Origin of the sequence: Francisella marina, assembly GCF_008369785.1 — a bacterium.
Lineage (GTDB): Bacteria > Pseudomonadota > Gammaproteobacteria > Francisellales > Francisellaceae > Francisella > Francisella salimarina.
In genome coordinates this window covers 1,897,267-1,911,007 of sequence record NZ_CP043552.1, presented here as the reverse complement: position 1 = coordinate 1,911,007, position 13,741 = coordinate 1,897,267, and the positions used below count along the sequence as shown (strand labels likewise).

Below are 13,741 nucleotides of genomic sequence, written 5' to 3'. Positions count from 1 at the left end.
CACCTACTGAATAGATATAATTAAGGTTGGTAACGCTATTTTACGAAGTATGTTCGTAATCGCCATATCACCGTTTCTATTTGTTAAACCATACGAGTCAACCAATATCAACAATTTAGGCTGCTTCAAAATGGCTCTTATCAAGTTCATTTTCAATACTACTAAGGTATTAAATTCTAGATTATATTTTATAGTCTGAGAATCAATTTCCATTTCAAAATATTTCTCAAGAAACTTCACATCAAAAGCATCAAGAAGTTCGCTTAGATAGCTCAGTCTCTCTTGAGAAAAGTCACTTTCGCAGAGGTTATCTAATACTGTACCGGCAATAATTTCAATACCGCTAGCTATATGAATTTTTTTAGCTACTTCTTTTTTACTATAGTTGTTCAAACAAATGCTATTAAGCTTTATCACTCCCAAAGAATCATCATCAAAGAATGAATCTAGTATTTTTTGAGCACCACCTACTGACAAACATAGCTGGTGAAAGTTGTCTTTTTCATAATCAAGATAATATCTTTGATCGTCAGAGACACTGATATCAATCGATGAAATCGTATTAACTATACTAGCCTCTTTGTGTTGTATACTATCTTTTTGTCCTTCAGAAATCTCAAGTAGATCTAATATTTTACGTACAGCTACCATGAAGCCATAACAATCATAGAGATATTGACTAAATTTCAATAACCCCAGTAGAACTATATTTACCAATATTTCTGCAGCGATTAATTGACCAATAGATAGCTGACCGTTTATGATTAGGTAACTACCAATACCCAACAACAATATATTTATGAAGATGTACGTTAAGCCTATATAGATATGCTGTCTAAGAACCACACCAAAAAAACTTGATCTAGCTTCGATATAGCCACATAACTTAGCATCTACTTTGTTTATAGAATTTTCTAAAGGACGCTGCTTGAATGACAGAAACTCAGCTGTCTTCTCTTCCAAAGAGTCAACTATACTATATATTTTGCTAGACTCTCTCACCCCCGCATTATAGCCTGCCCTCATAGGAACAAAAATGGATAATACAATACAGGTAATAAGCAAAATATCAAAGACCAAAAATAGCGGATGATAAAATGCTAAAATAATCACACAAAAAAGAGTTTGCAGAAATATATCAAGAAGTATTATAAATATAACTGATACGGATTTTTGCAAGAACTTGAGTTCAAACGCTCTATTAATCTTTTCCCGAACATTTATCTTATCTAACTTGTTAAAATCAACTCTATAAATAGCTGTCATCACGCGTAAGACAACATCTACGAAGACTTTTCTTTGGATATCTTCAACAAGTTTTAACTGTAAAATTCTCACAAAAAAAGCTGCTGTTAGTAAAATAAATAAAATAGTAATAAGTGATATAACAGGTCTAATAGACAAACTGACACCAACAAGATTAACTAGTGTCTGAACTGATACAGGTATTGTCAGCGATAAAAAACCTAGTAATAAACTATATATTATGAGTATATAGACAGTATGCTTAGGAATTTTTAAAACCGTTTTAATTTGTTTATACAACATAATAAGCAGAGTACAACATCAAGGTGAATATACTACTTTAGTATAATATTGTTTTAAATAATGTCTATACTGGGATATTAATTTTATGTAATGATACTACTTGTATCTAACAAAGATATATTTATAGTTAAGAGACGATTAGAAAAGTGCTATAGATTATCCTTAACTTTTGATTGATCTTTCAAATACATTATCAATTTCTTTTAGATAAGTCTTTTTGATACCCTCGAAGTCCATTTCTGGAACATTTAGGATAATGTTGTGTTCATCTTGCATTACTTTCTGCAAGTTTTTAGAGAATGATTCTCCTTGTTTAAGATCAAAAGCAACCTGTTGAACAATCTTGTAGCAATCTTCACGCATAAATGGTGTGTTTGCTACTAGGAAGTGTAGATAGAAACTTGATAAGTATGCGCTTGTGCTTCTAACTCTATCCTCGATGATATCTTTTTGAACTACAAGGTTATCAATAGTGTTTTTCATTCTACGCAAAGCATAAACCATAATACCAAAGTTATCTGGTAAGTAAAAACGCTCAGCTGAAGAGTGAGAGATATCTCTTTCATGCCATAATACACAGTTCTCTAATGCAACAGATACATGCGATCTTAACATTCTTGCCATACCCGTTAGATTTTCTGTAGAGATAGGGTTCTTCTTATGTGGCATAGTTGAAGAGCCTTTTTGACCTTTAGAGAAACCCTCATACACTTCAAAAACATCACTTCTGTGTAAATGTCTAATCTCAACCGCCAATCTCTCAATAGCAGATGCAATAAGCCCATGAATAGAAATTAATTTAGCGATTCTATCTCTTGGGATAACTTGAGTAGAAACTTCTTCAACTGGTAGACCTAAGATATCTGCAGCCTTTTTCTCATCTTCTGTAGTTAAAATACAGTAGTTACCTACCGCACCTGAGAACTGCACTGTCAAACCATCTTTTTGGAAGTCTTTAAGGTCTTTTAGTCTACGTTTAAACTCAACATAAGCTCCTAAAAACTTCTGACCGAAGCTCATAGGCTCTGCAAACATACCATGACTTCTACCCATAGTAATGATTTCTTTTGTTTCTTGAGCCTTTGCTAGTAACGAATCACACAATGCTTCTAGATCTCTAACAACGTAGTCCATAGACTCACGAATCTGCAAGCTAAGTGCTGAGTCAATAATATCTGAAGATGTAACACCAAAATGAAAAAACTTACCAGTCTCAGCAGTGAACTGCTCAGCAATAGAAGTACAAAAAGCTATAATATCATGCTTAGTAACTTTCTCGATCTCATCAACCCTGTCAGGTCTAATTTCTGCTTTAGCACGAATCTCTGCTGCAGTGCCTTTAGGCACCATTTTGTCTTCCAAAGCTTCAAGAATTGCTAACTCAACCTCAAGCATTTTTGCATACTTATTTTCATCTGCCCAAATCTTTGAGATTTCTGCTACATCATACCTTTTTATCATTTTACTACCCTATTTGACAAACATGTATAAGCACTCTGATCAGCTCGGACTCAAAACTAAATACTAAAACTCAGAAGACACTGTATACAATGATTTACTTGATTGAACATAAATATATCTTAATTTTCTCAAATAGAACTATATTGTCAACATTTTTATAAATATTACTCTTCGACGATTTTACTAATTTTTTTCAACTCATTTGCTATAATATTATCTTAAAGATTATGATTAAAAATACCTATTGTATTCAATATACAAATCAAAATGGATTGCCTAGCAAAAGGAGATAGCATGAAAAAGCTTATATTATCATCAGTCGCAATTATGACTCTAGCATCTACAGGCTATAGCTCAGAGCTAAAAGGTAGTGACTACATTTCAAAGGATGTTGGTACAACATATAATTTCCAACGTATTGAAGCCAATGATGAGGATAATTTTCTAGTTCAAACAAAAATAGAAAGCTGTAACAATGATAAAACATCATGCAAATATGTCAGCGAAATTAAAGATCCTTCTGGAAAAGAAATAACTCAATCAAAATATGAGTATAGTTATACCGTAAAAAACAATGGTGATGTCTATATTCAGCATCCTAATACTGACAAAGAAACTCTGCTTTTACCAGCCAATATAAAGTTCAACAAGCTTAGAAAAGAAAATATAACTATAGGCAATAGCCAGTTCTCAAATACTTATGAATTTAAAAAAGAAATTCCTAAACTGACTGTTAACGGTAAAGACTATGAGAACTGTATAGAATTAGAAGCTAACTCAGTTGTCACATACAAAAAACAAGTCGAAAAAACTCAAAGCTTAGAAACCTATTGTAAAGGAGTTGGGCTTGTCAAAGAAAACTTGAAAGAAACTCTTAACTCAGAGGCTCCTATAATCTATAAGAATGTTCTTATGTCTATCACAAAATAAGACTTATGAAAAAAGTAACCTTCGCTTTAATTTCAATAATATTATTATCCGGCTGTTCTACAACTATAATTAACGGCAGTGATTACATATCTATGCAACCAGATACTAAGTATCACTACAAAAGAACTGCATTAAAAGCAAATAAGTCTATTTTTATTGATATCGATATAGAGTCTTGCAATAGTGGCGACTCAAAATGTAAATACTTTGTAACAATAAAAAACAATAAAAACAAAATATTAGAGCAATATTACGAAACATATTATGTAAATTTCTTTGGTGATGTATATCTAACCGACAAAGTATATCCTAACAGCACTCTACTTTTACCAGCTAGAATTACTCTAAACCAAGAAATGCTTTTGAATAATGGTGATAGATATGGTGCTGTTCAAGAAAAACTACTTGCTCATAAGCTTATCCCTAAAATACAGGTGAATAATCATAAATATGAAAATTGTGTAAATATTCTGTTTGTATCGACAACTCCAGCAGAATCTGTTGACCTAAAACTAATAACTGATGAGATCACTTGCAAAGGCATTGGCTCAGTCCAAAAAGAAATGCAAATGTCATATAGACCTAAACATCCTAATACTAGTACAGAAGAGATAAATGATAGCGTGATGAAGTTCGCAGCTACCAAAAGCATCGGTAAAGATATGGCACCTGTAGGTTTTCTTAGACCTTTTGGACAAAAGAATGTAAAAACTGATAGTGAAGGGTTTATTCTTATAGATACATATTTAGATATATTAGAATCTGTCACTCAAAATTAGATTATCTATATACCGACTATATTTTGGATACTAAGCTAGCTACTAACAGCTCTCTTTTTCAGATAGTTGTATAAACTCCAACAACTAATAGCAACCCATGAAGTCTCAATAATAAATGACGGTAGGTTCCAGTAATACATCAGTGAGAATAGTACTCCTAGAGAGCCTATTATATTTAAAAGTAAGTAACTTAAATCACTAGATTTGACACGATTTGTTTGTAATAGGAAGAAGGCGATTATCACGAGGATATCTCCACCAACTCCTAGAGTGTTCGCTAACACACTATCTCCTTATTTTTTAGCTTAAAAGTTAATAATTCAAATGAATATCCAAACAAATTACCAACTAACGCTTAGATATTTTTAAAAAAGATACTAGAATAGCCCCAACATTACAACATTATCGTAAATAAATATAATTAGTAACCAAACTCTATAGTATATGAGCGAGAAAAAGCCTGTTTAGGCTCTATCTCAACATTACCTATACGATACTCAATATCAACATCCATACCTAATGTATCACTTCTACCACACCACGGCTCAATACATACGTAGGGTGCATTAGCCTTAGGTTTTGACCATAAGCCAAGATATTCAAAGCCATCAAAAGTAACTTCAATATAACGCTCTGAGCCTTTCTCAGCTAATCTGACTCTTTTATCTGTGAAACCACTATACACAAGAGCATCATTATCAAAAGTATGATTATCTAGTTCAATTTTAGATAGTTTGAAATGCTTGGTTTCTCCAGTATAAAAAGCCTCTGGTGTAATAGGATGAAAATCTAATTTCTGCTCAGAGAATGTAATCTCATAATCATTTATCTGATGCTTATCATCGAATGGACAAGCAAACGCTGGATGAGCTCCAAAGCCACATGATGCAACATTATCCTCTAGGTTTATAATATTGTACTCTGTGAGAAGTTTATTCGCTTCGAGTGTATATGAAATCTCCAATCTTAGTCTAAATGGATAGTCTTCTTTGGTAGTTTCCATAGCTAAAATAACACTATTTTCACTATGTAAAACAATATCAAATACAGTATGACGAGCAAGTCCGTGATTACCCATAGGGTATTCTTTACCTTGATATTTGATCTTATTACCATGAGATTTCCCAACTACTGGAAATAGTACCGGAGATACTCCAGCCCATACGCGACCATCACCAGACCACATATACTCATGCTCTGTTGCTGTATTGATAACAGCGCGAACTTCAGCACCTAGCTCACTAATCTCTACTAATAAATTATCATTTTTGATTGTAATCATAACAACACCCCATCGTTATTAGTGAAGAGGTATAACTATATTAAAATGGTATGTCATTCCGTCAGGCTTGACTGCGTAATCTAAGAAGTAGGTTATTAAAATCTACCTCTGCAATTACCACTTACCAAACTATACCCTCTTCAGGGTTAACTTCAATATCTTCATTCAAAAACGAGCAATTTAAAATACTCTATTAGTATTTTAGCACAATATAAATGAATAGATTAAATAGTAAAACCTTAACTTTCCACTCTGACACATCTTCACTATTGAAGCAGCCGTGTTGAATCATAGATTTTTAAAACTCGTATGTCGCCTCATACAAACTGTCAAGCTTATCCCCATTATACAACCAATATGGTGCAGGCCTAATAGGATGCTTTTCATCTAGTTCTTTAACAATTCTAGTTGCCATTGTTAAACTCATTTCACGACCATCATAAGAAACTTTCTTTGCTCCGATAACTTTGACTTTAATAGAAGTATCATCAACAAAAGAAAGTTCAGCATTATTAGGAATTCCCATCTCAATAAAATTCATGTTAGGTCTTTTTGAAGCAGCCTTTTCGGCAGATTTAAGATCTATTTTGTCAGTATTCTTCTCAATCTCATCTTCAAAATCTTTTGTAACATCTTTTAAACTACAGTCAAGTAGCTTTAATATTGCTATCACCTGATCAGGTTCTATATCAAAGAATTCTCTATTAGGATTTATTCTGTTATTTCTAAAAGCTGTATGTAAAGCCCTTTCAACAACATGACAATCTTCAACTTCGACAGCATATTCACATTTAAAAGGAAGAGGCACGCCCGTTGTATATAACTGAGAAACTCTACTCTCAACACTATTTTGAGTTGTTTTGCCAATTTTGATAAGTCCGTGCATGGCTTCATTAGATAAAACATAGATAATGCTTTTCTCATTAATCATCTCATCAACCAACCCACTTCCTAGCATTTCTAAACATTCTCATCCATACAGAATACTCATCATCATACTCTGCTGGGATATGCGAATTTGTAATCGCTCTATAGACACGCTCTGGATGTGGCATCATTGCAAGGACACGACCACTTAGAGCTGTCACAGCTGTTAGACCATTTACTGCACCATTTGGATTATATGGATACATTTCTGTTGCTTGACCTTGCCCATCGATATATTTAAGAGCTACTTGCGAGCTTGCTAGCATAGCTTGTTGCTGACTGTCATTTTCAAATAATGGACGACCCTCACCATGAGCTACTGCAATTGGTGCTTTTGTACCTGCCATATCAGCAAACCAAATAGAGTCAGACTCTTGTATCTCAACCATAGACACTCTAGCCTCAAATTGCTCTGATTTATTCTTGATAAATATCGGCCAGTTTTCAGCGCCTTTAATTAAAGATTTAAGCTGAGCAAGCATTTGGCAACCATTACACACGCCTAGTGCTAGAGTATCATTACGACCAAAGAATCTACTAAACTCATCTCTTAGCTTCTCGGTAAAGAGGATATTCTTTGCCCAGCCGCCGCCAGCACCTAGAACATCACCATATGAGAAACCACCACAAGCTACCAACACTTTGAAATCTGCCAAAGTTACACGCCCAGCATGCAAATCTGACATATGCACATCATGAGCCTCAAAACCAGCTGTAGTAAATGCTGCTGCCATCTCAACTTGACCGTTGACACCTTGCTCTCTTAGGATTGCAACTTTTGGCTTCTCAACATTGACAAACTTAGCTGTAATATCTTCTTCAAGATCAAAGGTAGCCTCAACATGAATACCCTTATCATCAGTATTTAAAATACTATCAAACTCTTGTTTAGCACACTCACTATTATCACGGATTGATTGGATTTGATAAGATGTTTCAGCCCACCATCTTTGTAAGTTTACACGTGTATTTGAGTATACTTTCTCACCATTTGCAAAGATGTTTAACTCATCACTAGAATTTAGTTTAGCTATTGCACACAGGTGAATTTGAGTATCTTTGAACACCTCTTCAACTATTACTGCATCACTATTTTTAACTTGGATAACAACCCCAACTTCTTCAGCAAAGAGTTTTGCTAATATATCTTGAGTTTGTAGATTGATATCTAGACCTTTACGCCCTGCAAACGACATCTCAGCTAAAGTTGCAAACACACCGCCATCAGATACATCATGATATGCTAAGATTTTATTTTCAGCTTTGAGCTTAGTGATATTTTCAAATAGCACTTTCAACTTACTTGCTTCAACATCTGGTGCAACATTGCCAACTTGATTATAAGCTTGAGCTAAACATGAAGCTCCAAGTCTACCAGCACCATTAGATAGGTCAATGTGCAAAAGAGTTGTATCATTATCATCAACTAAAACGGGGGTAAGAGTCTTACGTGCATTTGTCACGGGTGAGAAACCTGAGATCACTAACGATAAAGGCGATGTAACAGATTTAGCTTGACCATTATCTGACCATTTAGTTTTCATTGACATTGAGTCTTTACCAACTGGTATTGCAATGCCTAACTCTGGTGCAAATTCCATACCAACAGCTTTTACAGTCTCATATAACTTTTGATTTTCATCGCCCTGATTTGCAGCAACCATCCAATTTGCAGATAGGCGAATATCACTTAGTTTCTCAATATCAGAAGCTAGTAGATTTGTTACAGTCTCAGCAATTCCCAATCTACCAGAAGCAGCTGCATTAATAGCTGCAACAGGAGTTCTTTCACCCATTGCCATTGCTTCACCTGCTTGACTATCGACTGTAGCAGTTGTCACAGCACAGTCTGCAACCGGCACTTGCCATGGACCAACCATTTGATCGCGTGCAACCATACCTGTAATACTTCTATCGCCAATTGTGATTAAGAAAGATTTAGAAGCTACAGCCGGTACTTTTAGCACTCTTTCAATCGCATCATCAAGCTTGATACTACTCGTATCAAAAGCATCCTGTTCTACTTTGACAGTTTTAACATCAATATGCATTTGCGGAGTATTACCGAATAATAACCCCATTGGTAAATCAACTGGCTTATTATCGAAATACTCATCATTTAGCGTAATATGCTTCTCAGATATTGCCTCACCAACTACTGCAAATGGACATCTTTCTCTGTTACAAAGCTGTTCAAAAAGCTCTAATGACTCAGGATCTACAGATAATACATATCTTTCTTGTGACTCATTTGACCATATCTCTAATGGCGAAAGTCCTTCTTCACCAACATTTACTTTTCTAAGCTCAAAATGACCACCAACATTACCATCTTTGACAAGCTCAGGAAACGCATTTGAAATACCGCCAGCACCAACATCATGGATAAATGTGATTGGGTTATGCTCACCCATTTGCCAACATCTATCAATCACCTCTTGGCAACGACGCTCCATCTCAGCATTATCTCGTTGAACAGAAGCAAAATCTAACTCAGAGTTAGCATCAGAAGATACAACAGATGACGCAGCACCACCACCAAGACCAATACGCATAGCAGGACCGCCAAGACAGATTAGCTTAGCACCGACTTTGATATCGCCTTTCTCAACATGCATTCTCTTGATATTACCCATACCGCCGGCAATCATAATCGGCTTATGGTAACCAAACATCTCTTTACCAGCCGAAGTATTTACCTCTTGCTCAAAAGTACGGAAATAACCGTTTATATTAGGTCGGCCAAACTCATTTGAGTAATGTGCACCACCAATAGGTGCCTCTAGCATGATTTGTAAAGGTGTTACAATATGATAAGGTTTACCATATTTAGTAGACTCCCAAGCTTGTTCAAATCCCGGGATATTAAGATTTGAAACTGTAAAACCAGTCAAACCAGCTTTTGGTTTAGCTCCTAAACCAGTCGCTCCCTCATCACGAATCTCACCACCAATACCAGTCGCTGAACCACTAAATGGTGCAATTGCTGTAGGGTGGTTATGAGTCTCAACCTTCATCAAGATATCAACTTCTTCTTGATTGAAGTTATAAACACCTGTTTGAGTATTTGAGTAAAATCTCTGAGCCGTTGTACCCTCTATCACAGCAGCATTATCTTTATATGCTGAAAGCACACCTTTAGGAGATTTTTCAGTAGTGTTACGAATCATCTTAAACAATGATTTGTCTTGCTCTTGATTATCAATAGTCCACTTAGCATTAAAAATCTTATGTCTACAATGCTCCGAGTTCGCTTGAGCAAACATATATAGCTCAGTATCTGTAGGATTTCTATTAAGCTTTGTATATTCATCTGCTAGATAGTCAATCTCTTGCTCACTTAGAGCTAAACCAAGTTTCTTATCGGCATCTTTGATAGCTTGAATACCATTCTCTAAGACATTGACATACTCAAGTTCTTTTGGAGCTGTAACACCAAATAATCTATGTAAGTCATCTCTACAGCTAAAGACTTCCTCAACCATACGATCATGTACTAAATTTTCTATAGCTCTTAGCTCACTATCAGAAACCTGTCCCTCAACACCGAATAAAACTACTCTTTCTACTCTCTTGACGGTACTGATACCCGTATTACGGATAATATCTGTCGCCTTTGATGACCAAGGAGAGATCGTGCCTGCTCTTGGAGCCGTAATAAAAGTATGACCCTTAGGCTCTGTCGAACCATACTCTATATTGTAGTTAAGTAAAGATTTAATTATTTTTTCTTGCTCACTACTTAACTCTGACTCAAGTTCTACTACATGGATATATTGAGTAGATACAGACTCAACTTTATTAGATATCTTTTTAGCATCTGCTAAAATTTTCTCTCTTTTAAACGGGGATAATGCACTCAACCCTTCAAAAAACCTAATCATTAGCTATCAAACCCTTTATATTTCTTTTCCAATTCTTTTAACTCTTTTCTATGTCTTTCTAGCTCATCCAAATATGCTTCATCGACATCACCTGTAATATAGTTACCAGAGAAAACACTATCTTCAAACTCTGTAATATCAGGATTTTGCTTTTGAACAATCTCTTTAAGATCAGTCAATGGCAAGTATATAAGGCCATCAACACCAATCCACTGGCGAATTTCCTCTAATGACTTACCATGAGCAACTAAATCTGACTTAACAGGCATATCAATACCATAGACATTTGGATAACAAACAGCCGGTGATACAGAAGCAAGATATACAGATTTTGCGCCTAAATCTCTAACCATTTCAATAATTCGCTTAGATGTTGTACCTCTAACTATTGAGTCATCAACCAGCAAAACATTCTTATCCTTAAATTCTGCTGGAATTGGATTTAGCTTTCTTCTAACGAAGTTCTTTCTATCAACATTTTCAGGCATGATAAAAGTTCTACCAACATAACGGTTTTTGACAAACCCCTCACGGTACTCAACACCTAATGCAGTTGCAATCTCCTGAGCAGATGCTCTACCTGTCTCCGGTACCGGGATTACAATATCAATCTCTTTATCTTTCCAAGTTTCTTTGATTCTTTGGCTTAAAACTTTACCAGCATCAACTCTAGCTTGATATACGCTTACGCCATTCATAACACTATCAGGACGTGCAAAGTATACATATTCAAATAAGCACGGTGCTAAAACTGGATTTTTTGCACATATTTTAGAATGGACCTGCCTATCTTCTGTGATAATTATCACCTCTCCTGGCTCAACATCTCTTAGTATCTTAAACCCTGATATATCCAAAGAAACGCTTTCACTAGCGACCATATAAGCTTTCTCGCCATTATCATACTCCTTGACACCTAGTATCAAAGGACGTATCCCATACGGATCCCTAAAAGCGACTAAGCCAAAATTCGCTATCATCGCAGTACAAGCATAACCACCCTTAGCATGCTCAAAAACAAACTCACATGCTTTATATACAGCTTCTGTAGTTGGACAACCTTTGGACTTATTCATACCACATGCAAAAAAATTCAGAAGCAATTCCGAATCGGAAGTTGTGTTTAGATGGCGTCTTTCGATATCATGTAACATCTGCGCAAGCTCATCAACATTCGTAAGATTTCCGTTATGTGCAAAAACTATACCATGAGGATTATTGACATAAAAAGGCTGACTATCTGCAGCTCCTAAGCTACCAGCTGTAGGATATCTCACATGTCCTATACCCATTTTACCTTTTGATTTTTCTAACTTCTCATCTGTAAATACATCACTTACAAGTCCTGTATTTTTGCGCATGAAAAAATGACCATCATCCATTGTTGCGATACCGGCAGCATCTTGCCCTCTATGCTGCAAAAGACTTAAACCATAAAATAATGCATAGCTAACCTGATTTGGTCCAGCGACTCCTATAACTCCACACATAAAACTACCAACTACTCTTAATACAATTTACTTTCATTAACAAACATATTATAGCAATATTTATCATGATAAATTAATCAAAATCTTCTAATACTACTAATGCGAAAAACTAGATCTTTCGATATCTTTAGATTTATTCTCTAAAGAATCAACAACATCTTTTAAGTCGCGAATCATTAACTCTGCCAAATCAAAGCTAAAACCTCTTCTAACTAGTACTCTCATAACAACCAAATCCTCTCTATGCTTTGGCATCGAATATGCGGCAATTTGCCAACCTTTGGCACGTATTTTTTCAGAGATATCAAACAAATCATAACTTTTGCTAGCTTTAAGTGACCAACTCACGGCTGGTATACCACCTTTACCAGCATGAATAATATCAAAGATACCCATATTTTTGATTTCTTTAGAGATATACTTTGAGACATCATAACTAAGCTTATGAATATTCTTATAACCTTCGAATCCAAGTTTGACAAAATTATAGTACTGAGCAACTATTTGTCCTCCAGGACGAGAGAAATTTAGAGCAAATGTTGGCATATCTCCACCAAGATAATTAACATTGAAAATCAAATCTTGCGGTAAATATTTCTTATCGGCCCAAACAACCCAACCTACCCCTAGAGGAGATAGTCCAAACTTATGTCCTGATGAGTTGATTGACTTGACTCTTGGTAACCTGAAATCCCATCTAAGCTTAGGCTCTATAAATGGTGCCAGAAACCCTCCTGAAGCAGCATCAACATGCACTGGAATATCTATACCAGTTTCTTTCTCAAATTCATCTAGAGCTTCGCAAATAGCCTCAACAGGCTCATACTGACCTGTAAATGTAACCCCCAAAGTAGGCACAACACCTATAGTATTTTCATCACAATACTCAAGCATCGTTTCTGGTGTCATTATTAGACTCTCTTTGGACATAGGGATTTCTCTAAGCTCGATATCCCAGTATCTAGCAAACTTATGCCAACATACTTGCACAGGTCCTGTAACAAGGTTAGGCTTTGAGTAATCTTTGCCTTGCGCCTTCATCTTATCTCGCCAGCGCCACTTCATTGCCATACCACCAAGCATAGCCGCTTCAGATGAGCCAGTAGTTGAACAACCGATAGCATTTTCTGCTGAAGAGTTCCATAAGTTTGCCAGTATATTGACACATCTTGATTCTATCTCTGCAGTTTGTGGATACTCATCTTTATCTATCATATTTTTATCAATACAATCATCCATAAGTTTGTGGATAAAATCATCCACTTGAGTTTGACAAAATGTTGCCAAATTTTGCTTTGAGTTACCATCCAACATCAACTCATCTTTGATTTCTTGATATGCTTCAAAAGCATTATTTGATTTTTTTGGAATCTCAAACTTTGGTAATGATTCTTTATACAACTTATCTTTTGTGCTCTTTTTAGCATGCAACGCCATAAC

At 35.4% G+C, this 13,741-nt stretch carries 10 protein-coding genes; 2 read left to right on the top strand and 8 right to left on the bottom strand.

Annotated elements, in window-relative coordinates; translation table 11 throughout:
* Window positions 1-3: 3 nt before the first annotated feature.
* On the bottom strand, window positions 4-1,548 hold the full coding sequence (locus F0R75_RS09410) for an ATP-binding cassette domain-containing protein (protein WP_146420936.1): 1,545 nt from the start codon (window positions 1,546-1,548) through the stop codon (window positions 4-6).
* Between the two features lie 162 nt (window positions 1,549-1,710).
* A complete protein-coding gene (gene purB / locus F0R75_RS09405; RefSeq protein WP_013922287.1) occupies window positions 1,711-3,009 on the bottom strand; it encodes an adenylosuccinate lyase in 1,299 nt (432 codons plus the stop codon).
* A gap of 294 nt (window positions 3,010-3,303) precedes the next feature.
* On the opposite strand from purB, the gene F0R75_RS09400 reads away from it, so the two are divergent.
* Both F0R75_RS09400 and F0R75_RS09395 read left to right on the top strand, forming a co-directional pair.
* Window positions 3,304-3,939 carry a hypothetical protein gene (locus tag F0R75_RS09400; RefSeq protein ID WP_149368901.1) on the top strand — a complete coding sequence of 212 codons (636 nt, stop codon included), beginning with the start codon at window positions 3,304-3,306 and terminating at the stop codon, window positions 3,937-3,939.
* A 5-nt stretch (window positions 3,940-3,944) separates the two neighbouring features.
* A complete protein-coding gene (locus F0R75_RS09395) occupies window positions 3,945-4,718 on the top strand; it encodes a hypothetical protein (RefSeq protein WP_149368902.1) in 774 nt (257 codons plus the stop codon).
* 35 nt (window positions 4,719-4,753) lie between these two features.
* Here F0R75_RS09395 and F0R75_RS09390 read toward each other — a convergent pair whose 3' ends face one another.
* The 6 genes from F0R75_RS09390 to gad all read right to left on the bottom strand — a co-directional run bounded on the left by F0R75_RS09390 (window position 4,754) and on the right by gad (window position 13,738).
* Window positions 4,754-5,002 (bottom strand): CBU_0592 family membrane protein, encoded by a 249-nt coding sequence (locus F0R75_RS09390; RefSeq protein ID WP_013922284.1) that lies wholly within the window; start codon window positions 5,000-5,002, stop codon window positions 4,754-4,756.
* A 137-nt stretch (window positions 5,003-5,139) separates the two neighbouring features.
* A complete protein-coding gene (locus F0R75_RS09385) occupies window positions 5,140-6,000 on the bottom strand; it encodes an aldose 1-epimerase family protein (protein WP_149368903.1) in 861 nt (286 codons plus the stop codon).
* Between the two features lie 298 nt (window positions 6,001-6,298).
* Window positions 6,299-6,958, bottom strand: a complete 660-nt coding sequence (locus F0R75_RS09380; RefSeq protein ID WP_223144701.1) for a GIY-YIG nuclease family protein — start codon at window positions 6,956-6,958, stop codon at window positions 6,299-6,301.
* Window positions 6,936-10,811 carry a phosphoribosylformylglycinamidine synthase gene (gene purL / locus F0R75_RS09375; RefSeq protein WP_149377291.1) on the bottom strand — a complete coding sequence of 1,292 codons (3,876 nt, stop codon included), beginning with the start codon at window positions 10,809-10,811 and terminating at the stop codon, window positions 6,936-6,938. The genes F0R75_RS09380 and purL overlap by 23 nt, the downstream gene beginning before the upstream one ends.
* Window positions 10,811-12,301: an amidophosphoribosyltransferase gene (gene purF / locus F0R75_RS09370; protein WP_146420943.1), complete on the bottom strand. Its 1,491-nt coding sequence runs from the start codon at window positions 12,299-12,301 to the stop codon at window positions 10,811-10,813. The genes purL and purF overlap by 1 nt, the downstream gene beginning before the upstream one ends.
* Window positions 12,302-12,397: 96 nt before the next feature.
* The gene (gad, locus tag F0R75_RS09365) at window positions 12,398-13,738 is read right to left on the bottom strand and encodes a glutamate decarboxylase (RefSeq protein WP_149368904.1); all 1,341 of its coding nucleotides are present in this window, start codon (window positions 13,736-13,738) and stop codon (window positions 12,398-12,400) included.
* Window positions 13,739-13,741 lie beyond the last annotated feature (3 nt).